The sequence below is a fragment of the Roseibium sediminis genome (genome assembly GCF_008711325.1).
Taxonomy (GTDB): domain Bacteria; phylum Pseudomonadota; class Alphaproteobacteria; order Rhizobiales; family Stappiaceae; genus Roseibium; species Roseibium sediminis.
Genome location: NZ_VXDB01000014.1, coordinates 86,429 through 111,017, shown reverse-complemented (window position 1 = coordinate 111,017; position 24,589 = coordinate 86,429). Strand labels below are relative to the sequence as shown.

General features: G+C 58.5%; 24 protein-coding genes. 14 read left to right on the top strand and 10 right to left on the bottom strand.

Annotated features, from left to right (window positions below):
* Positions 1-8 precede the first annotated feature (8 nt).
* The 4 genes from F0155_RS15120 to F0155_RS15105 form a co-directional block, all read right to left on the bottom strand.
* Positions 9-1,079 carry a patatin-like phospholipase family protein gene (locus F0155_RS15120; protein WP_150525370.1) on the bottom strand — a complete coding sequence of 357 codons (1,071 nt, stop codon included), beginning with the start codon at positions 1,077-1,079 and terminating at the stop codon, positions 9-11.
* Positions 1,080-1,102: 23 nt separating this feature from the next.
* Positions 1,103-1,885 (bottom strand): 3-hydroxybutyrate dehydrogenase, encoded by a 783-nt coding sequence (locus F0155_RS15115; RefSeq protein ID WP_150525369.1) that lies wholly within the window; start codon positions 1,883-1,885, stop codon positions 1,103-1,105.
* A gap of 19 nt (positions 1,886-1,904) precedes the next feature.
* Positions 1,905-2,390 (bottom strand): cupin domain-containing protein, encoded by a 486-nt coding sequence (locus F0155_RS15110; protein WP_150525368.1) that lies wholly within the window; start codon positions 2,388-2,390, stop codon positions 1,905-1,907.
* 171 nt (positions 2,391-2,561) lie between these two features.
* Positions 2,562-3,344, bottom strand: a complete 783-nt coding sequence (locus F0155_RS15105; protein ID WP_150525367.1) for a hydroxypyruvate isomerase family protein — start codon at positions 3,342-3,344, stop codon at positions 2,562-2,564.
* A gap of 188 nt (positions 3,345-3,532) precedes the next feature.
* On the opposite strand from F0155_RS15105, the gene adhP reads away from it, so the two are divergent.
* Positions 3,533-4,552 carry an alcohol dehydrogenase AdhP gene (gene adhP, locus F0155_RS15100; RefSeq protein ID WP_150525366.1) on the top strand — a complete coding sequence of 340 codons (1,020 nt, stop codon included), beginning with the start codon at positions 3,533-3,535 and terminating at the stop codon, positions 4,550-4,552.
* Between the two features lie 63 nt (positions 4,553-4,615).
* On the opposite strand, the gene F0155_RS15095 is transcribed toward adhP, so the two are convergent.
* The 3 genes from F0155_RS15095 to F0155_RS15085 all read right to left on the bottom strand — a co-directional run bounded on the left by F0155_RS15095 (position 4,616) and on the right by F0155_RS15085 (position 7,186).
* Positions 4,616-5,134 (bottom strand): glycine cleavage system transcriptional repressor, encoded by a 519-nt coding sequence (locus F0155_RS15095; protein ID WP_150525365.1) that lies wholly within the window; start codon positions 5,132-5,134, stop codon positions 4,616-4,618.
* 159 nt (positions 5,135-5,293) lie between these two features.
* On the bottom strand, positions 5,294-6,697 hold the full coding sequence (locus F0155_RS15090) for a PepSY-associated TM helix domain-containing protein (RefSeq protein ID WP_150525364.1): 1,404 nt from the start codon (positions 6,695-6,697) through the stop codon (positions 5,294-5,296).
* An 84-nt stretch (positions 6,698-6,781) separates the two neighbouring features.
* On the bottom strand, positions 6,782-7,186 hold the full coding sequence (locus tag F0155_RS15085; protein WP_150525363.1) for a DUF2946 family protein: 405 nt from the start codon (positions 7,184-7,186) through the stop codon (positions 6,782-6,784).
* 235 nt (positions 7,187-7,421) lie between these two features.
* Between F0155_RS15085 and F0155_RS15080 the strand changes: the two genes are divergently transcribed.
* The 9 genes from F0155_RS15080 (at position 7,422) to cobM (ending at position 15,855) form a co-directional block, all read left to right on the top strand.
* Entirely contained in the window at positions 7,422-8,711 is a 1,290-nt protein-coding gene (locus F0155_RS15080) for an Hsp70 family protein (protein ID WP_150525362.1), read from the top strand.
* Between the two features lie 311 nt (positions 8,712-9,022).
* Positions 9,023-9,256: a DUF6732 family protein gene (locus F0155_RS15075; protein WP_208999299.1), complete on the top strand. Its 234-nt coding sequence runs from the start codon at positions 9,023-9,025 to the stop codon at positions 9,254-9,256.
* Complete coding sequence (locus F0155_RS15070) at positions 9,253-10,476, top strand: sirohydrochlorin chelatase (protein WP_150525361.1); 1,224 nt, start codon at positions 9,253-9,255, stop codon at positions 10,474-10,476. The genes F0155_RS15075 and F0155_RS15070 overlap by 4 nt, the downstream gene beginning before the upstream one ends.
* Complete coding sequence (locus F0155_RS15065) at positions 10,473-11,138, top strand: precorrin-8X methylmutase (RefSeq protein ID WP_150525360.1); 666 nt, start codon at positions 10,473-10,475, stop codon at positions 11,136-11,138. The genes F0155_RS15070 and F0155_RS15065 overlap by 4 nt, the downstream gene beginning before the upstream one ends.
* Complete coding sequence (locus F0155_RS15060; protein WP_150525359.1) at positions 11,135-11,347, top strand: hypothetical protein; 213 nt, start codon at positions 11,135-11,137, stop codon at positions 11,345-11,347. Before F0155_RS15065 ends, F0155_RS15060 begins: the two co-directional genes overlap by 4 nt.
* On the top strand, positions 11,344-12,546 hold the full coding sequence (cbiE, locus tag F0155_RS15055; protein WP_150525358.1) for a precorrin-6y C5,15-methyltransferase (decarboxylating) subunit CbiE: 1,203 nt from the start codon (positions 11,344-11,346) through the stop codon (positions 12,544-12,546). The genes F0155_RS15060 and cbiE overlap by 4 nt, the downstream gene beginning before the upstream one ends.
* On the top strand, positions 12,543-13,268 hold the full coding sequence (gene cobI / locus F0155_RS15050; protein ID WP_192913822.1) for a precorrin-2 C(20)-methyltransferase: 726 nt from the start codon (positions 12,543-12,545) through the stop codon (positions 13,266-13,268). Before cbiE ends, cobI begins: the two co-directional genes overlap by 4 nt.
* Complete coding sequence (gene cobJ / locus F0155_RS15045) at positions 13,238-15,082, top strand: precorrin-3B C(17)-methyltransferase (RefSeq protein WP_150525356.1); 1,845 nt, start codon at positions 13,238-13,240, stop codon at positions 15,080-15,082. Before cobI ends, cobJ begins: the two co-directional genes overlap by 31 nt.
* A complete protein-coding gene (gene cobM / locus F0155_RS15040) occupies positions 15,079-15,855 on the top strand; it encodes a precorrin-4 C(11)-methyltransferase (protein WP_150525355.1) in 777 nt (258 codons plus the stop codon). Before cobJ ends, cobM begins: the two co-directional genes overlap by 4 nt.
* 27 nt (positions 15,856-15,882) lie before the next feature.
* Here the strand turns inward: cobM and F0155_RS15035 are convergent, their stop codons facing one another.
* Positions 15,883-17,190 (bottom strand): cobyrinic acid a,c-diamide synthase CobB, encoded by a 1,308-nt coding sequence (locus F0155_RS15035; RefSeq protein ID WP_150525354.1) that lies wholly within the window; start codon positions 17,188-17,190, stop codon positions 15,883-15,885.
* Positions 17,187-18,056, bottom strand: coding sequence for a uroporphyrinogen-III C-methyltransferase (gene cobA, locus F0155_RS15030; RefSeq protein WP_150525353.1), 870 nt, complete (start codon positions 18,054-18,056; stop codon positions 17,187-17,189). The genes F0155_RS15035 and cobA overlap by 4 nt, the downstream gene beginning before the upstream one ends.
* A gap of 121 nt (positions 18,057-18,177) precedes the next feature.
* Between cobA and F0155_RS15025 the strand changes: the two genes are divergently transcribed.
* Positions 18,178-19,272 carry a cobalt-precorrin-5B (C(1))-methyltransferase gene (locus F0155_RS15025; protein ID WP_150525352.1) on the top strand — a complete coding sequence of 365 codons (1,095 nt, stop codon included), beginning with the start codon at positions 18,178-18,180 and terminating at the stop codon, positions 19,270-19,272.
* Positions 19,262-20,020: a cobalt-precorrin-6A reductase gene (locus tag F0155_RS15020; protein ID WP_150525351.1), complete on the top strand. Its 759-nt coding sequence runs from the start codon at positions 19,262-19,264 to the stop codon at positions 20,018-20,020. Before F0155_RS15025 ends, F0155_RS15020 begins: the two co-directional genes overlap by 11 nt.
* An 8-nt stretch (positions 20,021-20,028) precedes the next feature.
* On the opposite strand, the gene F0155_RS15015 is transcribed toward F0155_RS15020, so the two are convergent.
* Entirely contained in the window at positions 20,029-20,799 is a 771-nt protein-coding gene (locus tag F0155_RS15015) for a WecB/TagA/CpsF family glycosyltransferase (protein ID WP_150525350.1), read from the bottom strand.
* Between the two features lie 394 nt (positions 20,800-21,193).
* On the opposite strand from F0155_RS15015, the gene F0155_RS15010 reads away from it, so the two are divergent.
* Complete coding sequence (locus F0155_RS15010) at positions 21,194-23,278, top strand: GumC family protein (RefSeq protein ID WP_150525349.1); 2,085 nt, start codon at positions 21,194-21,196, stop codon at positions 23,276-23,278.
* Complete coding sequence (locus F0155_RS15005) at positions 23,256-24,572, top strand: UDP-phosphate alpha N-acetylglucosaminyltransferase (protein WP_150525348.1); 1,317 nt, start codon at positions 23,256-23,258, stop codon at positions 24,570-24,572. Before F0155_RS15010 ends, F0155_RS15005 begins: the two co-directional genes overlap by 23 nt.
* Positions 24,573-24,589: the final 17 nt, after the last annotated feature.

The following is a 24,589-nucleotide window of genomic DNA, read 5'->3' as shown; positions in this document are numbered from 1 at the left end:
ATGCTTTCCTAGAAGTCCGGATAGGATCCGCTCGATGTGCCACCAGCGTTGGCAAACATCTCGTCGAGCCTCAGCGTTTCGCGTTTTTCCAGATCATCATAGTGACGGGAGAGCCAGGTTCCTGCGGCATCCCGTCCGATATCGAACAGGTGCTCAAGGAAAGCCCATTCCGTGTTGAGCTTGGAAGACGCACCCAATGGGATCATCCGCTTTCGCGCTTCGATCATATGGACACGCATCCGCCGGTGCCGCTCGGCACTAAGTTCGCCACTATCGATCAACACGTTCTTTTCATGGATCGCGCGTAAATCGCGCAAGAGGGACGCGTTGAAGCTGATTTCGTTTACCCGGTTCAGGATCTCGCGCGCGGTTACCGGAATTCCCTCGCGTACAATCGGATTGATCTGCACAATGACGATATCATCCACCGGACTGGATTCGGCAAAAGGCGAAAGAACGGGGTTGCCCATGAACCCGCCGTCCCAGTAATGGCGCCCGTCGATCTCCACCGCGCGGAACATGTACGGCAGACACGCGGACGCCAGGATGACATCCACAGACAGCTCCGCGCGGCGGAAAATCCGCGCACGACCGGTTTCTACGTCCGTTGCCGACACAAATAGTGTGAAATTGTCATCTTCCACGCCAACCTGATTGAAATCGACGTGCTTTTCGACCAGCGCCCTTAACGGGTTATAGTTGAAGATATTGGTGTCATAGGGCGATGCCAGCCTGTTCATCAGGTCCATCATCAGATAGCCGGGCGAATAATCCAGACTCCATTGTCCGAAGACAAGATCAATTGGCGTCCGCTTCATCGGGCTGAGCCGGCCGGCATCGCTGACATCTTTCCAGAAATTGCGCAGCGCTTTCCGGGCACTGATAGCGCCGCCGTCATACATGCCCTGAGCCGCGACAACCGCATTCATCGCGCCAGCAGATGTGCCCGAGATCGACTGGACCCAGATCCGGTCATCTTCGAACAGCTTGTCCAGCACGCCCCAGGTAAAGGCACCATGCGCCCCGCCCCCTTGCAAAGCCAGATTAACCGTTTTTTCGATAGTGGAGCGTTTAGCCATGAGATGTTCCTTCAGCGCCAAACTCAATGAGCAACCCAGCCACCCTCGACCGGGATGGCGGAACCGGTGATAGAGGCGGCATCGTCGGAACACAGGAACAGGGCAGTCCCTGCCAGCTGCTCTACGGTGACAAATTGCTTCGTGGGCTGTGCGGCCAGCAAGACGTCCCGTTTGACGGCTTCTTCGGAAATCCCACGCGCTTTCGCCGTATCCGGGATCTGTTTCTCAACAAGCGGTGTGAGCACGTATCCAGGACAGATTGCATTGACGGTGATACCGACTTCAGCCGTCTCGAGAGCCACGGTTTTAGTCAGCCCGACAATGCCATGCTTTGCAGCGACATATGCCGATTTGAAGGGGGACGCGACAAGGCCATGGGCCGAAGCGATGTTGATGATCCGTCCCCAGCCGCGGGCCTTCATCCCCGGAACCACGGCCTTGATGGCATGGAAGCTGCTCGAAAGGTTCAGGGCAATAATCGCATCCCACTTGCCTTCCGGAAAGTCCTCGACCGGCGCAACATGCTGGATCCCGGCATTGTTGACGAGAATATCGACACCGCCGAAGGCGTCTTCAGCCGCCTTGACCAGACCGCGCACTTCAGCCGGATCCATCAGGTTTGCCGACGTATAGAGGACCTTGCCGCCAAGAGCCTCCAGTCGGGCCCGTTCGGCCTCGACTGCGTCGGCAGGTTCGATGCCGTTCATCATGATGTTCAGGCCCGCGCGAGCAAAACCTTCAGCAATTCCAAGGCCGATACCGCTTGAAGAGCCGGTAACGACGGCAGTTTTTCCTGCAAGTGTCATTTCAATATTTCCTCAGACCCTATTTCTCAAACCCTACAAAGGGTTCGTTCGGGCTGTTGTAGGGCAGCACGTCGGTTGAGATGAAAGTGACAACTTCGTCACCCTTGTTCTCCCACCAGTGGGCGTGCCCTGCACCAAACTCCGGCGTAACATCGCCTGCGACATGCTCAATCGGCACTGCGCAATAGCTGCTGTGCTCAATCACCGTTCCCTTGACGACATAGACAATGGACGGTCGGTCGCCATGAGAGTGTGTCGGTACAAATCCGCCCGGCTGCAATTCAAGGCGGCGCATTCTCAAGATGAATGCACCCATGTCGCGCCAGCCCTCCAGGCGAACATTTGCAAGAACCTGCCGCGTCAGTTTGGAGCTGGGGATGCTGTCAATTTTGCGCGCTTCAGTGAGAACGTGTTCAGGCGGGCACTCGCCTGCTTGAACGGCACTGGCCGAAACTGCAGCACTCAACCCAAGGGACAGCCCGAGAAAAAGGGCATGGCTTTTCATGTTGTCTCTCCAAAAGACCGGGATACGTTGCGACCTTTTGGCCGGGCCGGGAATATCGCTTTTGGGAGAGAAAGAAAGAAGGCTATCGCGCCTATGGATTCAATGCATATGACCTATCTGCAACAAACCTTTAGTAACAGAAAGCTACTCGAATATACTTCGGAAAGGGTTTCAACTGCGATCCTGAACTGATGTCCTGCACCCCATCCAACCCAGCGTCTCTTCAGTCGCGCCATTCGTCTTGTATTCGGCACCGATCGGCTGACCCCAACCGACCGTTTCGAGGGTTTCCAGAATGCCCTGAAACCACGGATCATCGAGCTTTGGTGCAGCTCGTCCCTCGGGCGATGCGAACTGTATGTGCCTGATCAGATGAAGGAGCTCAGGAAGGATCTCCTGAATGTCTTCTCCTGACTTTTCCGCGTGATAGCAATCGAACATCATCTTCAGATTGGGAGAATCGAACGCCACGATAATGTCCGCCGCCTGCACGAAGGAGCCCAGAAAGTATCCGGGAACATCCAGGTGGTTGATCGGCTCGATCAAAATGGTGAGCCCCAGGTCGCTCGCCCTGTTCAACGCGTGGTCAAGATTTGCGACAAAGGTGTTGTGGGCAAAGAGCCCCTCTCCCAATCCTGCCATGACATGCACATATCGGGCATTTACCGCTCGCGCATAGTCCAAAGCCTCGTCAATGGCCGCACGCGCTTCGGCCTCCCTTCCGGGCAGGGCAGCAAGACCGAACTCGCCCGCCTCCCGATTGCCGGGCCGGGTGTTGAGGCAGAGCAACGGGATATCCGCTTTCGCAAGTGCGCCATTCAGGTCTTCAGCAGGCACATCATACGGCCAGTGGACTTCCACGGCCTCGAACCCGTTTGCCTTGGCCGCGGAAATGGCTTGGACAAGCGGCAATTCTGTCCAGAGAAAGCCGAGATTTGCTGAAAACCGGATCATGTCGTCATTTCCCAAAGCGCGTTCCCATTCGCGCAAAATTCGTCGGTTTTCGAATAGCGGAAATCTCCTGACGTATCGACATGTAATCCTGTTACTGCGTGCTTCTTCATACGGTGTGGTGCGTATTGCCTATCTCGCTCTGGTTGAGCAGTGTGCCCGCGTGTTTTTTATCGACATTGGAGCAATTGATGCCCAACGAAATGAAAGCGGCTGTGGTGCGCGCCTTTGGTGCACCGCTCGATGTTTCCGCTGTCAAAAGGCCGACCGCCACGCCCGGCAAGATCGTCGTGAAGATCGAGGCTTGTGGCGTATGCCACACCGACCTTCACGCAGCCGAAGGAGACTGGCCGGTCAAGCCCAATCCGCCCTTCATTCCCGGCCATGAGGGTGTAGGCTTCGTGTGCGAAGTCGGCCAAGGGGTTACGTCCGTCAAGGAAGGTGACCGCGTCGGCGTTCCGTGGCTTCACACGGCCTGCGGCCATTGCCGCCACTGCGTTGGCGGTTGGGAAACCCTGTGCGGCGACCAGCAAAACACCGGATACAGCGTGAACGGCGGATTTGCGGAATATGTTCTGGCCGATCCCAACTACGTCGGACGCCTGCCGGATAATCTGGGTTTTGCCCCTGCCGCGCCGATCCTGTGCGCGGGGGTGACTGTCTACAAGGGCCTGAAGGAAACCGATACCCGTCCGGGCGACACGGTTGTCATTTCCGGGATTGGTGGTCTCGGCCATCTTGCTGTCCAATATGCCAAGGCTATGGGCCTTCACGTCATTGCCGTGGATATTGCAGACAGCAAGCTGAAGCTCGCCCGTGACCTCGGCGCTGACATGACCATCAATGCGGCAGAAGTCGATCCGGTCGCAGAAGTGCAAAAAGGTGGTGGTGCGGAAGGCGCACTGGTGACAGCCGTTTCGCCCAAATCCTTCAGTCAGGCCTTCGGCATGCTGGGGCGCCGGGGTACGATGTCTCTGGTCGGCCTGCCGCCGGGGGACTTTCCGTTGCCGATCTTCGACACGGTGCTCACACGCAAGACCATTCGCGGATCGATCGTGGGGACCCGCAATGATTTGATGGAATCCCTTCAGTTCGCCGCGGAAGGCAAGGTCGCCTCACATTACTCGGAAGACAAGCTCGACAATATCAACGCCATCTTTGATAAGATGCGCGCCGGAGATATCAACGGTCGCATCGTGATGACGATGTAACCCGGGCACGCTGTGGATTCGAGAAAGGGCGGCGTGATTTCACGCCGCCCTTTTTTATGAGTGTCACTCTGCCGGATGAATATCCGCAATCAGGTCGCCTGCGGTTTCGTGCAGGGCTTCGCTGAGCATTTCAGGTGTCACACCGTCTGGCAGACGCAGCTCGGCAAACGCGCGGAACATGGCGCCACCCTGCATCGAACCCTGTTCGACAGAGGTTTCCAGTTGCTCGATGCTGACCTGATGGCGGGCGAGAACCTGGGTGACGTCCCGTAGAATTCCAGGATGGTCCTGAGACGTGATTTCAAGATGGGCCCGTGTACCCGTCGCCTCTTCCGCTGCAGCTCCTTCCGAACGGATGGAAACCGTGATCCCCTGGTCAGAGAGCCCAGCAAGCTGGCCCTTCAGCTGATCCACGGCGTCATCGGGAATGTCGGCGCTCACGATACCGGCGAACTCGCCGCCAAGCCGGGCCATGGAACTTTCCACCCAATTGCCGTCAACATCGGCAATCAGTTTTGCCAAACGCTCCACGAGGCCGGGGCGATCAGAGGCAAGAACGGTGAATACGAGTGACTGTGTCATGGCGCCCTCCAATGGTCTTTCCTAACTATAGAGCCCTTTCCTGGCGCGCGTTACAAGGCACTTGCGACGGCAAACCGGCCCGCGAGCGACATGCCCTCGCATGACCACCGAAAAGACGCGGGATGTCCCGCGCCCTTCCTTGGCCGTGCAGTCGTCAAATCATGCGAAAGCCCGGCGCAGCGCCGGCACGCGTTTGACAATCAGATAGTCCAGTGTGAGGACCACGATCAGCGTGATGCCGACAAGCGGGAATGCCATTGCAACAAACAGCATCACGATCATCGCACCGCGCCAGTGCGGCAGGTTTTCCGGTGTCTTTGGCGCAAAGACCCGAAGCGCACTTCCCTTCGGTCGGCGGACCCACCACATGACCAAACCACTGATCGACAGGAAGATCACGACAAGGCAGATCAGCGTGTTGAGCACAAGGTTCCAGAGCCCCATCAGCCCCATATGCATGGGAATGCCGACCGCCATGGACTTGCCGGCCAGCGAATAGTCGGCAAAGCGGACATCCGCCAGAACCTTGCCGGTATACTTGTCGACATGAACAGTCTTGTCAGCAAACGGGTCTTCCGCGTCAGCACTCATTGTATCCTGATTGATTGTCCAGACCCCGGTTGAACCGCGTGGATAGGCGACCCGGAACCTTGCATCAAATCCTAACTGGCCTGCCAGAGCCGCGACAGTATCAATGTTTACCGGCTGACCAGCAGGCGTCCCGGTCACACCAACATCCGAGCCGGAAGCCGGCATTGGGGTCTGCTCAAGCGCCCATGGGACATCCGACAGGTTGCCGTGGTTCATGCTGGCATGGGTGTCGTCGGAAAGGGGCACATTGTTCCATTTTTCCGCCGGGAAGGTGCTCCACGCCTGAGCAAGCTTGCTGCCCCAGATACCGGTCCACGACATGCCGGTAATCAGAAACAAGATCAGGAAGACAGAGACCAAAATCCCGAAAGACGCGTGGAGCTCGCGCCATTTCTCACGTCCATGTTTCGAAAGATCCGGAAGAAGGGATCGCAGCAGTCCGCGATCTCTCGGCCACCAGAGATAGAGCCCCGTGATCACAAGCACGATGCCGAAACCGGCAGCTATCTCCAGAATGCGGTCCCCCGTTGTTCCCAGAAGCAGGTCACTGTGGATGCCGTCGGCAAAGTCGTACCAGCCGTCCCGGCGAACCCAGGTATCAACTACGTCCCCGGTATAGGGATCGACCGCAACCATGGACTGAAAGTCTCCATGGCGGACACGGAAGACAGAAACATTCGCATCGGTTCGCGGCTTCAGCCACTCCACCAGAGAACTGTCCTGGATAGAGGCGAGCGCGGCGGCAGCCTGCTCCGAGACTGCCAGCCGTTCCACGCCGACCGGAACAGTGATCTTCTCGCCGTCCCGGCCATCGAAATAGCCGATATACATCATCATCATGCCCGTTACGGCGAGGATGATCATGAACGGGGCAACGAAAAGCCCCGCGTAAAAATGCCAACGCCATGCAGCGCGATAGAACATGTCCTTGGTGGGCGCAGCCGACTGCGCAGGCAGCTCTTGGGGTGCCATTGTTTGTCTCCATGTCGGGACACTCGGCGCATATATGACAGCTCCGGTCCCGAAAACCTGTTTTCATTCTGGGATTGTTTGAGATCAGGCGGAGGCAGGTGGTGCGCGGGCACCTATCGGCAGGATCGGGCCCTGCGGAGAAAGATCGAAATCAGTCAGCTGTTCGAGGGAAACAGAAACCAGTTCCAGAGGGGCCTGGAACCGAACCTGTTCGGGCAGGGACAGTGCGACAGTTGCAGCAAACAGGCAGTGCTCGCCCGCTCGCCTCTGGTTCTCCGGGAGGTCCTGCCCCTTTGCCGGAGAGACCTCGGCGCCTTCTTCGTTCAAAAGAACGGTGCGCAAGCCCTCGGTCGTACAAAGTGTGACAGAAATGTAGCCATCTTCTGTCGTTGTGGGCATGAAGCCCTGCGGGATGACAGCAGACAACAGCATCGGCAACAGGAGCAACGCTCCTGCAATCGACCGCCATTTTTTGCCTGCACCTGTCACGGAGACCGCACCCTCATCCTCTCTGGATGCAGCTGACTAGCCAAAACGAAAACCGCCTGCAACATGAAGGCGAGCGAATTCACGTTCGCTACCGAAGGAATTTTCAGGAAAAGACAATTGCCCTTTGCCTGCAATCAGTCTAGGAACGCCGTCCCCGTTTCTGGACACATCCTGAATTTCCCGCGGCCTGCCACCTTGCCTGGCGGGTGTGCGCTCATTTCTTGGAGAAATCAAAATGGCGCTGGCCCTCGGACTCGATTTTGGAACGTCCAACACGGTGATGGTGAGCGGGAACAGCGAACGCACCCTTACTCCGGTCCAGCTTGGCGCTGGAGACGAGGCTTTTGCGAGCCTTCCAACGGTGCTCAGTTTCATTGACCGCGGCCCGCAACGGCGCCCGGAGGCAGCCATTGGTCCCTGGGCCATTCGTGCCTTTCTGGAAAGCCTGGACGACGTGCGGTTCATCCAGTCGCTGAAGACCTTCGTCGCCAGCAGCCTATTCAATGGCACCGGCGTCTTCGGGACACGTTTTGAGTTTGAGGACCTGATGGAAACCTTCCTGCGCAAGGCAGGGGACCATCATGGTGCGCCCCTGTTTCCACAAGGCACCCGCGTCGTCGTCGGGCGGCCAGTGGTCTTTGCTGGCAATGTTCCCGACGAGACACTTGCCATGGCCCGTTACCGCGAGACACTGAACCGCCTCGGCGTGGAAGACGTGCTCTTTGTCTATGAACCCGTTGGTGCGGCGTTTTCCTTTGCCGATCGGCTGGAGAAGGACGCAACTGTTCTTGTCGCCGATTTTGGCGGTGGCACGACCGACTACTCCCTGATGCGATTCCGCAAGGAGGGCGATGTCCTGTCTGCAGATCCGCTGGGGCGCGGCGGTGTCGGCATTGCCGGAGACACTTTCGACTACCGCATTCTGGAAAAGGTCATCCTTCCGGAAATCGGCAAGGGCACGACCTATTCCAGTATGGGCAAAACACTGGAGGTTCCGCCGAACCTCTTCACCAACTTCGCGCGCTGGCACCTGTTGTCGATCTTCAAGACCTCCAATGACTACAAGGAACTGAAGAAGCTGCTGCGCTACTGCGATGATCAGGAAAAGATCGAGCTGTTCATCGAGCTGGTCGAGGAAGATCAGGGTTACCCCCTGTTCAAGTCTGTTTCGACGACCAAGGCCGCCCTCTCCAGCGAGGATCAGGCGGAACTCAGATTTGCGCCTCTTGGAAAAGATTTTGTCGCAACGGTTTCCCGCAGCGACTTCGAGGAGTGGATCGCTCCGGACCTTCAACGCATGGATCAGGCCCTCGACAAGACCATTCAGGAAGCTGGTCTTACAGATGGAGATATCGATCATGTTTTCATGACCGGCGGCACCTCCTTCGTTCCGGCCTTGCGCCGACAGTTCGAGACCCGGTTTGGAGCGAGCCGTTTGTCGGGCGGTGAAGAGCTGACCTCCGTCGCAAAGGGGCTGGCCATGATCGGCACGCGCGAAGATGCCGCAGCCTGGGCCGTGCAATAGGCATTTCGCCGGGAAAGGCGCGCTGGCGAGCCCGCTTACCGCACCGCTGCCTTTCCATGTCGTTTTCGTGCTTGATCCAGCAGGCTCCGTTCTCTAGGTTGCCGGAATTCGACGGCGTCCCTTGAGGGACTGAAAGCGATTCTGGCTGAGGTTGACCCAATTCGGGGACCAACTCCGGAGCTGTCACAGGTTCTGCTTCCTGCAATGTGCCGCAGGTCAGCTGTGCCCGCTTTCTCTCCTGCCGGGCCTCCACTTGAACCATGTGATGCGACCGGCTCTCCGTGAGCCGGAATGAGCAGGGAGAGACACCTTTGAAAAACGTAACCGGTCTGGCCACCATGGCCGCAGCTGCCCTTTTGCCAGGTTTTGCCCATGCCCATGCAGGGCATGTCGGCGAACTTGCCGGCCATTCGCACTGGATTGCCATGGGCGCACTGGCCGCTGCTGCTGCAGTCGCAGCCATCGTCGCCACGAAGACCCGCAAGAAGCAGGATGAAAAGCCGGAAGGCGAAACTGCAGATGCGGACACCGAGGCAGCCCAATGAGTTACAGACACACGGGCGAGAAACTCGGCCTGATGATCTGTGGTCACGGCAGCCGCAACAAGGGCGCCGTGAAGCAGTTCGCTCAATTGGCCGAGGGGCTGACGGCCCGTTTTCCCGGCTGGCCTGTTGAATATGGCTATCTTGAATTTGCCAATCCGGTCATCAAGGACGGCCTCGACAAGCTTAAGGACAAGGGCTGCACGCATGTTCTGGCTGTGCCGGGCATGCTCTTTGCCGCTGGTCATGCCAAGAACGACATTCCTTCTGTCCTGAATACCTATCAGGCCCAGAACCCGGGTATGAAGATCACCTATGGCCGCGAACTTGCCGTCGACATGCGCATGGTGCGCGCCGCCGGGGCACGCATTCAGGAAGCCATTGACGCTGCCGAGAGCGACATTCCGCTGCATGAAACCTTGTTGATGGTTGTCGGACGCGGAGCGTCGGATCCCGATGCCAATTCCAACGTGGCCAAAATCACCCGCCTCCTTTGGGAAGGGTTCGGCTTTGGATGGGCAGAAACCTGCTACTCCGGTGTCACCTTTCCGCTTGTAACACCGGGCCTCGAGCATGCAGCCAAACTTGGTTACAAGCGCATTATCGTCTTCCCCTACTTCCTCTTCACCGGCGTTCTGGTGCAGCGGATCTATACAGCGACAGATGAAGTTGCCGCCGCTCACCCGGAGATCGAGTTCCTTAAGGCAGGCTATCTCAACGACCACCCGCAAGTGATTGACACGATGGCGGACCGGGTGACCGAGATTCTGGAAGGCCAGAACCTGATGAACTGCCAGATGTGCAAGTACCGCGAGCAGGTGCTTGGCTTTGAGGCAGAAATCGGCCTGGCGCAGGAAAGCCACCACCATCATGTGGAAGGTCTTGGCGCGGAAGCGGAATGCAAGCTGTGCGACGAGATCTGCACCGGGGCCTGCGAGAAGGAAGTGCGCAAGGGCGGTCATCATCATCACCATGACCATCACGGGCACGGGCACGGGCACGGGCATGATCACCACAGCCATGATCATCACCATCATGACCACGGGCATGACCACGGCCATTCGCACGATCATGGGCATCATCACGTTCATTCGCATGATCACGGGCATTCGCATGATCACGGGCATTCGCATGATCACGGGCATGGGCACGATCACCATCATCACCCTTACCCCCATGCGGATCACCCGCTTGGACCCAAGTCAATGGACAAGAACGGGTGATATCGGACGACGCGGGCACCGGCTCATTTGCGTATGAAAAGGATCCTGCCGCGATTTACCGGCAGTCCTTTTCGATCGTCCGGGCCGAAGCTGATCTTGGCATCCTGCCACCGGCCCTGCAGCCAGTGGCGGTTCGCCTGATCCATGCCTGCGGGATGACGGATATTCCCCATGACCTGATGTGGTCTGACGGGGTAGCCGAAATCGCACATGATGCATTGACGAAGGGCGCGCCTGTGCTCTGCGATGTGGAGATGGTGGTGCACGGGATCATTCCAAGGCACCTGCCTGCAAACAATCAGGTCATCTGCACCCTCAATCGGGAAGACGTGCCGGCACTTGCGCAGTCGATCGGAACCACCCGGTCTGCCGCGGCTGTTGAACATTGGCGCGCGCATCTGGATGGCGCCGTGGTTGCCATCGGCAATGCCCCAACTGCGCTCTTCCATCTTCTGGAAATGATCGAAAAGGGTGCGCCGAAACCTGCCGCGGTTTTGGGTTTTCCGGTGGGGTTCGTTGGCGCGGCGGAGTCCAAGGACGCCCTAGCCGCCAACATGCTTGATTTGCCCTTTCTGGCGCTGAAAGGACGGCGCGGCGGATCAGCCATTGCAGCGGCCGCCGTGAATGCGCTTGCAGCGGGCTTGCCGGAGGAACGTGCATGAGCGAGAGAAAGTCCATCAAGACCGGCAAGCCGCTCAAGTCCTACGGTTTCCGCTCCCATGGCGGAACACCTGCCGCGCCCGGCGAGGACCCGAAAGCCCATCACAAGTCCCGCGGAAAACGCGGCGTTCAACCTTCCTCTGAAGGCAAGACAGAAGAACTCGCTACAAAACCCGCCATTAAACCGTTCAATCTGGAGCGGAAATCATGACGTCCGGAAAATGGTTGAGCCTCATCGGCATTGGCGAGGATGGCTCGCTTTCGTCTGCCGCCCGACATCTGCTTTCAACGGCAAATGTCATCTATGGCGGGGCACGGCATTTCGAGCTGATTGGTCCTGTTTCCGGCGAACAGCGAACATGGCCAAGCCCGTTCTCCGCGGTTTATGACCATCTAAAAGCGCTTCGCGGACAAAAGGTTGCCATTCTGGCGACCGGCGACCCGCAATGGTTCGGAATTGGTTCGACACTGGCAAGGCATTTTCCGGCATCCGAGATGCGCGTGCTGCCTTCCCTCTCCGCCTTCCAGCTGGCAGCCAGTCGCCTTGGCTGGGCGGTGCAAGACTGCGACTGCATTTCCCTGCACGGTCGCCCGGTGGAAACCTTGAAGACGGTGCTTTATCCGGGCGCGCGTATTCTTGCCTTGACCAGCAACAGCGAAACTCCTGCGCGGGTTGCCGATATATTGACGGATGCCGGATACGGCCCCTCTCGCATGACTGTTCTGGAGCATATGGGCGGAGACGCAGAGCGGATCGTGGAAGGTTCTGCAGAAGGCTGGCGGGAAGACGTAGCCGATTTTCACACGCTGGCCATCGAGCTGAAACCGCTTGCCGGGGCAAGGTTCCTGCACCAGACGCCTGGCCTAGCCGATGATGCCTTTCATCACGACGGCAAGATGACCAAGCGCGAAATCCGCGCTGTCACGCTGGCCGCTCTTCAGCCCCACCCCGGAGCAACACTCTGGGATATCGGTGCCGGGTGCGGGTCCGTCGGGATCGAATGGCTGCGGGCATCGCCTCGCGGAAAGGCCATTGGTCTTGAGCCGCATGACGAGCGTCGTCAGATGGCAGATCTAAATGCGCTTGAACTCGGTGTTCCCCAGTTTGATGTGCGCAATACCGCTGCCCCGGACGGTCTGGACGGCCTGCCTGCGCCGGATGCGATCTTCATCGGTGGCGGTTTGACGACAGATGGCCTCGTTCAAACCTGCCACAAGGCTCTGAAGTCCGGCGGACGGCTGGTCGCCAACGCGGTGACACTGGAGGGCGAAGCGGTGCTTCAGCAAGCCTGGCAGGAGTTTGGCGGTGAGCTGACCCGGCTTTCTGTCCATCGCGCAAGCGCTGTTGGCGGGTTGACCGGCTGGCGACCACTCATGCCGGTCACACAATGGAGTTTTGTAAAACCATGACGGGAACGCTCTATGGCGTGGGCCTTGGCCCCGGCGATCCGGAACTGATGACGCTGAAGGCGCACCGGCTGATTTCCTCGGCCCGGGTGATTGCCTATCCGGCCCCGGATTCCGGTGAGAGCTTTGCCCGCTCCATCGCGGCACATGTCATTCCGGCAGACGCTCGTGAAATCCCGATTGTGGTGCCCATGCGGGTCGACCGTTTTCCGGCGCAGGAGATCTATGACAAGGCCGCCTTGGAAATCGCCGAGGTTCTCGCCTCGGGGCAAGATGTTGTCACGCTCTGCGAGGGCGACCCGTTCTTCTACGGCTCCTTCATGTATCTGTTCGAGCGTCTGTCCGACCGTTTCCCCTGCGAGATCGTTCCGGGTGTCACGTCGCTCACAGCCTGCGCCGCTCAGTTGCGGCGCCCGCTCACCAGCCGGACCGACGTTCTGACGGTTTTGCCCGGCCCGCTGGACGACACGGAGCTGCGCCCCCGTATCGAAAACTCGCAAGCCATTGCCATCATGAAAGTTGGCCGCCATCTGCCCCGGCTCAGAGCTCTTCTTGATGACATGGGCCTGCTGGACAAGGCAGGCTATGTGGAACGGGCCAGCCTTCCAGAACAACGGGTCTTCCGGCTGGCCAATGTGCCCGCTGAAAAGGCCCCCTATTTTTCCATGATCCTCATCTACAAGGGAGACGAAGCGTGGACGCTTCCCCCATCCTTCTCGTCCTGAACGAAGCCGGTCTTCCAACGGCCCGCCGCCTTGAGGCTGCCCTTCCGGGGGCAGCAATCCATGGGCTTGCCGGTCGCATTCGTGAAGCGGACACGCTTTTCAACGAGACTCTGGACCATATTCGCCTGCTGTTTGCCGCAGGACACCCGATCATCGGCATTTGCGCCAGCGGCATCCTGATCAGGGCTCTTGCTCCTGTCCTCTCCGACAAGCGCACCGAGCCGCCGGTTCTTGCCCTGTCCGAGGATGGGAAAAGCGTGGTGCCGCTTTTGGGCGGACACCGGGGTGCAAATGATCTAGCCCGCGACATCTCAGGTATTCTTGATGGCCACGCGGCAATCACCACTGCAGGCGACAGTGCCTTTGGAATTGCGCTCGATGCGCCGCCGCAAGGGCTGGTGCTGGCCAATCCGGAAGATGCGAAACCGGTGATGGCGGAGATCCTCTCCGGCGCATCCGTCTGGATTGAGGGAACGTCGGACTGGCTCTCCTCCGCCGGCTTTCCTGTCGCCGATGATGCCGCCATCAGCCTTGCCGTCACAGAGCGCGCAGATGAAGGATCGCCGACGCGGCTGGTCTATCATCCGCAGACGCACGTGGTTGGCGTCGGTTGTGCCCGCGGCTGCGATCCGCAGGAACTCATCGATCTTGTAGATGGTCAGATTTCCGAAAGCGGCTTAGCCAAAGGCGCAATTGCCTGCGTGACCAGCATTGACCTCAAGGCCGACGAGGCCGCGATGACCGCACTCAGCGATCATCTCAGAGTTCCGTTCCGTGTCTTTGATGCAGCGACGCTGGAGGCGGAAACGCCGCGTCTGAAAAATCCGTCAAACGTCGTCTTTGAAGAAGTCGGCTGCCACGGCGTTAGCGAAGGCGCTGCTCTCGCAGCTGTTGGACCCGATGGCGAGCTGGTCGTCGAAAAGCAGAAGACGGCCAATGCGACCTGCGCGATCGCTCGCGCGCCCAGTCCGGTTGATCCAACATCCGTTGGCCGGGCACGTGGTCACCTTTCGGTCATCGGCATTGGCCCCGGGGCCGATGAGTGGCGTACGCCGCAGGCAACACGTCTCCTGTCCCAGGCAGAAGATGTTGTCGGCTATTCGCTCTATCTCGACATCGTGTCCACCCACATCAAGGGCAAGACCCATCACAACTTCCCGCTTGGCGCGGAAGAGGATCGGGTGCGGTTTGCCTTGGAGGAAGCGGGCAAGGGCAAGAATGTTGCGCTGATTTCGTCAGGGGATGCGGGCATCTACGCAATGGGTGCATTGGTCTATGAACTGCTGGACCGCGACGAGGCGAACGGCGGTGTATCTGATGCAGCGCGCCGGATCAGCGTGACAAACGCCCCCGGCATTTCCGCCCTGCAGGCAGCTTCGGCTCGTATCGGCGCGCCGCTTGGCCATGACTTTTGTGCGATATCCCTATCGGACCTGCTCACCCCATGGGAAGCGATCGAAAAGCGTCTTCATGCGGCAGCTAGCGGCGACTTCGTTGTCGCCTTCTACAATCCGGTGTCCAAACGCCGCCGATCCCAATTGGCGGCTGCGCGCGAAATCCTGCTGAAACACCGGCCGGAAACCACCCCGGTCGTGCTTGGCGTCAATCTCGGCCGCCTGGAAGAAACCGTGCGTGTCACCACGCTGGGCAAGTTGACAGTGGATGAAGTGGACATGCTGACCACAGTCCTTGTCGGGTCGTCCAATTCCAAAGCCGTGTTGCGCGGCGACGGCAAGCCGTTTGTCTACACGCCGCGCGGCTATGCCAAGCGCATCGACGCCCCAAAGGACCAGCTGCAAGGAGCTGCAGAATGACCGTTCATTTCATCGGAGCCGGTCCCGGCGATCCTGATCTCATCACCGTGCGCGGCCTGAAACTGATCCAGTCCTGCCCGGTTTGCCTTTATGCCGGATCGCTGGTGCCTGAACAGATCGTGGCCGCTGCGCCGGAAGGTGCCCGTGTCATCGACACGGCGCCCATGACGCTCGACGAGATCATTGCCGAAATCAAGGACGCCCATGAAAAGGGTCAGAATGTGGCCCGTGTTCATTCCGGCGACCCGTCGATCTATGGCGCGACGGCCGAACAGATGCGCCGTCTCGACGCCTTGGGCATCGACTATGACGTTACCCCCGGTGTTCCCGCCTTTGCAGCCGCTGCTGCGGCCCTCAAGACGGAACTCACGATCCCGGAAGTTGCCCAGACGATCATCGTCACGCGCACGGCCATGAAAAGCTCGGCCATGCCGAACAACGAAGACCTCGACACACTGGGCAAGAGCGGGGCGACCCTCGCAATCCATCTCTCGATCCGAAACTTGCGGGAAATCGAGCGGCAGCTGGCCCCGCATTACGGATCGGACTGCCCGGTGATTGTTGCCTACCGTGTGGGTTGGCCGGACCAGTCCTTCATTCACGGCACCCTTTCCACCATTGCCGAAAAGGTCCGCGCGGCAAAGATCACCCGTACGGCGCTTGTCTTTGTCGGACACGCCTTGAAGCCGGATCAGGATTTCCGCGACAGCGCCCTTTATGACGCGGACCATGTCCACGTGCTGCGGCCCAAGCGGAAAACCGCGAAGGCGTGAAGCCGAACCTGATCAGATCGAGCGGCTTCAGGCTTCGCAGATGATGTGGGCAAATGAGCCCATGACAGATCCCTGCCTGAGGCCCATCGGATCGAGCCGGTTGCCTTCTGCATCGGCGGCCTGAAACAGCCGATTGCAGTCGCCCTCATGCAGGATCGAGGCGTAGTGAAACTCGTGAGCTGAAAGAGGCGCTTCGAATGGCGCACCCGGTTCAGGTGTCAGCTGGCGATAGCCGAGGTGCCGCTTGCGGGTTGCGAAGCTGGTTTGCAGCGGCAGGAGACCCAGCATTTCATGGGCGGTGCCGTTGGCATCGATCAGGCTTTCGCCAAGTGTCATGTAGCCGCCGCACTCCCCATAGATCAGCGTTCCGGCTTCTGCCGAAGCCAGCACAGCTGACTTGAACCTGCGTGCTGCGGCGAGCTTTTCGGCATGGAGTTCGGGATAGCCACCGGGCAGAAAGATTGCACCGGCCTTAGGATCGGGCGCTTCATCTTCCAGCGGCGAAAAGAAACTGAGTTCCGCTCCTGCCTGCTGCCATGCGTTGAGCATGTGCGGATAGGAGAAGGCAAAGGCGATATCGCGCGCAATTGCGATGCGTTGCGCCAGTGGTTTCAGCGGCAGAATACCTGTGGCTTCGGCGGGAGCCAACCTCCCGCACAAACTTGCCACAAGGTCCAGATCCACATGATCCTTGCAAAGGTTTGACGCAGCAGTAAGAAACTCTTCCAGCGCCTCATGCTCGCCAGCCTGTACGAGGCCGAGATGGCGCTCGGGCAAGGCCAGTTCCGGTTTTCTTGGCAGTGCCCCGATCACCGGAATGCCGAGAGGGGCCAAGGCCTTTCGAAGCATTGCCTCATGTCTGGCGCTTCCGACCTTGTTCAAGAGGACGCCACAAATATCGACATCTGAGCGAAAATGCGCAAACCCGCTGACCAGAGCGGCGACCGATTGCGCCTGTCGGGCACAATCAACAACGAGAACCACCGGTAAGCCCAGAATGACCGCAAGATCTGCAGCAGAGCCCTTGCCGTTTGCAGCCCCGTCAAAAAGACCCATTGCGGCCTCAACGACCAGCAGGTCCTGTCCATGAGAATGCGCGCCGGTCATGGAGCGGATGCCAGCCGGTTTCATCGCCCAGGCATCCAGGTTGATGCACTCTTCCCCGCTGGCTGCTTCATGAAATTTCGGGTCGATATAGTCCGGGCCGGACTTAGCCGAAACCACTTTATGTCCGGCTGATTTGAGCGCGCGAAGGAGTGCAAGCGTGACGGTGGTCTTGCCGCTGCCGGAAGACGGCGCAGCGATGACAATACCTTTTGCGGCTCCGTTGGTCACAACCTGCCCGCAGCTGCCTCAAGAGTGTTCTTGAGATCCAGCGGATCGGCATCAAGCACGCGCCCATTGAGCGCGCCCAACCAATCCAGTCCTGCCCGCAGGCGCACGACTTCGCCAACACAGACGATGGCAGGCGGTTCAAGCGCTGACGTTCTCGCCGCTTCGGCACACTCGCCCAGTGTGGTCTCCAGAACCTGCTGCGACGGCAGGGAAGCGTTGCACACGATGCCCACCGGTTCGCTGGCAGAGCGCCCACCGGCGATCAGTTTGTCGGCAATCGTCTCCAGATGCTTCATCGCCATATACATGACGATCACCGGAGACCCTTTGGCGATACCGTCCCAGTTAATCGCATCTGGTGTCAAACCTGTCTGATCATGACCAGTGAGGAAGGTGACAGCCTGGTTGCAATCGCGATGTGTTGCCGGGATCCCCGCATAGGAGAGACCACCGATTCCGGCGGTGATGCCGGGGATCACGCGAAACGGCACTTTTGCGGCAACTAGCCCGAGGGCCTCTTCGCCGCCGCGACCAAAGACAAACGGGTCGCCGCCCTTCAGACGAAGCACGCGCTTTCCTTCACGGGCATAGTCAATCAGCTTGAGGGTGATATCACGTTGCTTCGGGCTCGGTTTGCCACCGCGCTTGCCTGCATAATCCACCACTGCACCGGGCTTCACCCATTGCAGGATCGACGTGTCAACCAGCGCGTCATAGACAACGACATCCGCCTGCTGCAGGCCATTGAGGGCATGCAGGGTCAACAGACCCGGATCTCCGGGTCCCGCACCGGCCAGCCAGACCCATCCCGCCTCGAATACAGGCAAGGCGTCGGACTGTGGCAGCTTGTCGATTCCGTCACTCATACCCTCTTGTAATCCCTTGGTGTCATTTGGCAAAGGGGATTTCGGACATGGAAAGGCCTGACTCCGACATCGACACAAATGCCGCGCGGCAGACGGAAAAAACTGCGCTATAACCAGATGCATGAAAAGTTCGGTTCCAACAGAATTGCGGCGCGGCTGGACCACGGGGGCCTGTGCGACAGCTGCAACCAAGGCAGCCTTTGCAGCACTGGTTACGGGCGACTTTCCCGACCCGGTGACCATTACCCTGCCGAAAGGCGCCAAAACCGATTTTGCCCTTGCCGGGCACAGCCTTTCCGGGAACCGGGCAACCGCCTCCATCATAAAGGATGCAGGTGACGATCCCGATGTCACTCATGGCGCACTTGTCTCATCGACAGTCCGCAAGCTTCCAACCGGAAGCGGACTGATTTTCAAGGCAGGACCGGGCGTGGGCATGGTGACCAGACCGGGCTTGCCAATCCCGCCCGGAGAACCGGCGATCAACCCTGTCCCCCGCCAGATGATTGGGGCGGCGGTGGAGGAGATTTGTGCCGAGACGGGCGTTGCGGGGGATCTTGAGATCGAGATTTCCATCGAAGGGGGCGCTGAACTTGCTCTCAAGACCATGAACCCCCGGCTCGGTATTATCGGCGGGCTTTCGGTTCTGGGCACCACGGGCATTGTCAGGCCGTTTTCCTGCGCCGCCTGGATTGCCTCGATCCATAGAGGAATCGATGTCGCCAGGGCCAGCGGCCTTACCCATGTGGTTGGTGCGACGGGCTCAACCTCGGAAGACGCCGTTCGCGAGCGCTACCAGCTTGACGAAGCTGCTTTTCTCGATATGGGCGACTTCGCGGGCGGATTGCTGAAATACCTGCGCGCCCATCCCTTGCCACGTCTGACCATGGCGGGCGGCTTTGCCAAGTTCACCAAACTGGCCCAGGGAGCGCTGGATCTGCACTCTGCACGAAGCCAGGTCGATTTCGCCTTTCTGGGAACCCTGCTTGAAAAAGCTGATGCGCCAGCGGACCTGATTGACCTTGCGCACTCTGCCAACACGGCAAAGGAAATTCTCGACGAGGCAGAAGGGCAAGGTATAGACCTTTCAACACCTCTCGCTTTCAAGGCGCGAGAAGCGGTACGCAACATCCTTCGGGATGCCGATATCAAGGTGGAAGTGCTGATTGTCGACCGGAAGGGCAAAGTGCTCGGGGAGACCGGCTTTGAAAGCTGACACGGTTGATCTGCTGATCCTTGCCGGCACTTTCGAAGCGCGCCAACTGGCACATGCGGTTTTCAAAGCATCGCCGAACCTTGCAGCGGTGGTGTCCTATGCTGGTATCGTCAGCGACCTGCCCGACTTGCCGCTCCCTTCCCGCATTGGCGGGTTCGGCGGGGTGGAGGGATTAGCTGATTATCTGCGCAAAAAGGACGTGCGGCTGGTTGTCGATGCGACCCATCCCTATGCGGCGCAGATGAGCCGGAACGCAGCCATTGCCTGCGAGCAGACAGGGACAGCGCTGATACGGTTAGAACGCGCAAGCTGGCTTCCGTCTGAAGAGGACAACTGGACCGGAGTGTCGTCCATGGACGCGGCCTGCGATCAGCTTGAGCCCCAAAGCCGTGTGTTTCTTGCCGTTGGGCGCAAGGACCTGCAACCGTTTCTCAAGCGCGACGACCTCTTTGCTTTGGCGCGAATGATCGAACCACCCGACTATGCCCTCCCCTCGGGCTGGCATCTGGAGCTGGCGCGACCGGCCCAATCTGTTGAAGCCGAACTTGACCTGCTTCAAAGGCACCGCATCACGAGACTTGTCTGCAAGAACAGCGGTGGAACACGCGCCTTCGCCAAGCTGGAGGCTGCCAGGCTCCTGAAGCTGCCGGTAACTATGGTCGAGCGCCCCAAGCTCCCGTCAACAACAACGGCGAGCGCGGTTGAAGAGCTGCTGGAGATGATATCCGCACAGCTGATGACGTCCTGACGGATCAGCTACGCGTCACGTTTGAGACGCCAGACGCGATACAGGAACCTTGGAATTCCAACAACATATCGTCTGAAGAGGCGTCTGGGTTCCTGAGCAAAGCGGAACAGCCATTCCAGTCCGGCAAACTGCAGGATGCGCGGTGCCCTGACAACGCTTCCTGACATGAAATCAAACAGCGCACCGACCCCGATTGCCACCGTCACATGGAGCTTGTCCTGATGCTCCATGATGAAGCGCTCCTGCCGCGGATTGCCCATCGCAACAAGCAGCAGATCCGGTTTGGCAGCAGAAATGTCGGCGCAAATAGTTTCGATATCCACCGCATCGAAATAACCGTTGCGCTTTCCAACCACCTTGTGGAGCGGATAGTCCGCCGCAATGGCTGCGGCCGCACCGTCCAGCTGCTCGGAACGAGCACCGAGCAGATAGATGCGCAGCGGAATGCCTATCTCTTTCAAGAGCTGTGGAACAAAGTCGGTTCCATTGAGATTTGCCGGAAACCGCCTGCCATTCAGGACCATGTTGGCGATATTCACACCGATCCCGTCATTCAGAAGGGTCATTTTCTGGAGGACATCGGCGTAAGTCTGGTCATCAAAGGCGGTCAACAGGGTGTGGGCATTGCAGATCGCGACATTCATCCGTCGGCGCATCACGATGGCGGCCCGAATTTCGGAAATAGCATCACGCTCGGTCAACGCATTCAGGTCGAACGGCCCGATACTGATTTTCTCCGCCCGAAGCGGCAGCCCACTTGTTATTTCCTGCTGCAACATGTTCGCGTCGGACCGATGCTCTTGTGCGATTGTGCTGTCGGGTACACTACCTGAGATAATTGACGCCCCTTTGAAATATCGAGTTAACATCACGTGTTAACATCTACGGTGGTTAATCAACGGTTGCACGGATCTCCGAAATTCTCCTTCGACCGTGACAGCGTTGACGGCAACCTTCCCTTGCAGAGAGCAAGATCATATTCCTCTTTTCCTATTTATTGAACTTCGTAGATTTTGCAACCATTGAGCGAGACATTTGCACTCTGTTAATCATGATCAGGGATACATGGGGATGGAATGTTTGCGGCGTTTGCCACGCACTTCGGTTGTCAACCGGAGGCATGAGCAGGTCAGGGTCCCAAAGTGCCTCCGCAGATCTTGATGATGGAAGTGAATGGTCGATATTTCGGACATCCCGGGTATTTTGCGGAGGAACATGCTGTGGCTCTTGATCGGGCCACTGCTGACAATCCCGCTTGCCCTCGGTTTTCTGGCCTTCAAGACCCCCAGCTACCGCGCGGCGGTTGAAATTCTCATTGAGCCTCAAGGCGGTGTGCAGGTGCTGGCAAATGGTCCGGGCTCCGGTCTTGCCGGCGCGGATTTCCAGAGCGTAGAACTGGAAAGTCAGGCTTATATTTTCGTCTCCACCCAGGTGCTCAACCAGGTGGCCGAGAAGCTCGGTCTGGACAACGATCCTGCACTTCATCAGCCAAGATTGCTGAAGCGTCTGCTTGGGTCCGCAGCACCGAGCACCTTGTCCGATACACAATTGCGGGCAAAAACAATTGCAAACCTGAGAGAGCGGATCAGGGTGGAACGGCAGGGTCGTTCCTTTGTATTTCTGGTCGTCGTCGACCATCCGGATGCGGTGATGTCGGCCACCATCGCCAATGAGATCGCACAATCCTATCTGTCCTACACCGTGGAATCGCGAAGCGATGTCATAACGCGGGCGAGCTCTTCCCTCGGAAGGCAGGCCACCGCGTTGAAACAACGGGTGGAGGAAGCCGAAAACGCTGTTGAAGCCTACAAGAGCGAAAAGGGCCTGATCAGCACCGGCACCGCCGGGCTCGTTGTTGATCAGCAGATTCAGGCACTCAACACCCAGATTGCCCAGGCGCAGGGCGAGCTGGAGCGTGCCAAATCTACATTTGACCTCGTCGCCCCCCTGACCCTCGCAGATGTCGAGGCAGGCGGTTTGCCGCAAACGACGGAAACGTCCACACTCAATTCTTTGCGCGTTCAATATGCACGTGTGGCCCAGCAGGAAGCTCAGGCCGCCACAACGCTGGGCGCAAGTCACCCAACCTTACGTGAATTCAGATCCCAGCTGGCTGATACCCAGCGCCAGATCAACAGCGAGCTTCAGCGCATCAAACGCACGATCAAAAGTCAGTACGAACAGGCGCAGGGAACGCTGGCAGCGCTCCAGGCGCAGTCCCGTGCGCTGCAATCGGAAAACTCGGAACAGGGCAAGGATCTGGTTGAACTGCGCCAGCTTCAGCTTGAAGCGGAATCCAGCCGCAGCGTCTACGAGGCCTTCCTGCGCCGGGCCAAGGAACTTGAAGAACAGCCGGAGCTCGACACAAACGAATCCCGTATCCTGAGCGAGGCGCAAGTCCCATCCAAGGCCAGCGGACCGAGTTCTCTCATCGTGCTTTTGGCAGCGGCGCTTTTCGGCGTGGCCGTACCCGCCGGACTGAGCGTCGCGATGACCGTTCTGCGGGGCCGTGTCACTTCTGAACGGGATCTGGTCAAGCGGACGGGTTTGCCGATTGTCTCTCTGGTTCCGAACATGCGCCCGGTCGGTATTCCAATCCTTGGAACGCTTGTTCACAAGCTGACCGGGGCAGAACGTCGAAGCGAGACACAAAAGGGACTTGCTCTCAGCCGGGTTGCCTATGCGCTGCGTCATGACTTTGAAGATCATGACTCCGCGAACATTCTTGTTCTTTCCATAGACGATGATGCCCGACAGTCGGAGTCGGTCGCCCGGGCAATTGCCACGCAATTGTTCGAAATGGGTGAAGATGTGTTGCTGGCGCAGACCGCCACAAAGATCACAACAAAGACACTGGAGCCCGAGAAACGCCGCTCCAGATCCAACGATCGCAAGGACCGTATCGGAAACCTGTCCAGGCTCGCAGGTGGCGGCGATGACAGACATCGTTCGGAAAGCCGAAGCCGCTCACTTGAACCGACCGGGGCGCTCGCGCGCTATCTGAAGGTCGAGCAGTTCAACAGCCGTCGCAAATATGGTGGCGGGCCGGATTTGGCGGCAGACGAATCCTTTCTGATCGTCGATGCGGGATCTGCGCGCAACAGCCCGTTCCTGCCCGTCCTTCTTCGACACTGCGACGGAGTACTTCTGGTCAGCACCATCGGCGAGACGAATGTCGGTGATCTGGACCGGACACTTGCATATCTCCAGCCATGGCAAGATCGGGTGATCGGCAATGTCGTCCTGGAAGCTGCATGATCGAACAGCCGTTTCCGGCTGGCTGCAGGAACAGGCCGACCGAAACTATCGGCTTTGGCTTTTCACGGTTTTCGCTGTCGTCACCGGGTGTTTTCTTTTCAATCTGATGCTGGCCTTCGTGAATACGAACGTTGCCCGTATCAGCGAAAACACGGTCATGCTATCCGAGATGACACTGCTTTCGGTCGCTCTTGTTCTCGCACTTGATCGCCGCATCTCCTTCTATGCGGTGCTTTTTGTCTACCTGACATATATCGTGCTGATCATGTCGCTTCGGCCTGAGCTGGACCTGAAGGCCATCCGCGACATTCTGATCCCCATCACCTTCTACTTCATTGGCCGGAACATGCGCGCCATCGAGGATGTTGATCGCCTGGTATTTCTCTGTGCGACACTGGTGATCAGTTTCGGCCTCTTCGAGATGCTGTTTCTGGATGTTTTCACTGGGATCGTGAACATTTTCGAATACTACGTCGCCAGAGGCACCCTCCAGCCTGACGACAACTATATTGAAGGCTCAAACCTCTTCATCAGTGCCACGCGTGTCGGCGGACGCTACTTCCTGCCCTTTCTGGGAGACATCAGATCCTCCTCGGTGTTTCTCGAGCCGGTGACAATGGGAAACTTTGGCGCGTTCCTGTTCCTGTGGGCGACATTCCGCACCCACATGCGCTTTCGCTTCATCCTCTACGCACTCGCCATCGTGGTCATCATCATGGGTGATGCCCGGTTTGGCGGGTATGTGTGCATCGCCTTTCTGATTGTGGCTCCAGTTTACCGCCTCGCGCCCAAGTTCATCTGGTGGGCCCTGCCCTTTGCCATCACGTTGATCCTCGCCCTCTACGGATCTCTGACCACCGAAACCCGATGGGAAGACAACTTCCCGGGCCGAATTCTCAACTCGGCCCTGCTGATGCAGGAACTGTCGCCCGCAGCCGTATTCGGGCTGGATCGAACGCTGCCCTTCCTGGACGATAATGGCTATGCCTACACACTTGGACAGATCGGCATTGTCGGCATGCTGGCCCTTTGGACGCTGTTCATCTATGCACCGACGAAATCGGACGAGGCTTTCAAGTTCAAGGTTTTGGCTGCAACCTATGTCTGCCTGATGTTCTCCGTCTCGAATGCGTTTTATTCGATCAAGATGGCTGCGCTTTTCTGGATTGCGGCAGGCGCTGCAGACAATTTCCTGCCCGGCAGACAGGCGTCGACGACTGTTTCAGAAACAGACAGGCAAAAAAGCCGCGCGGAGGTAATCCGGGAGCGTTTGGCCTATGGGCAAGGCAGGTAGCGCAGCCATAAGGACCG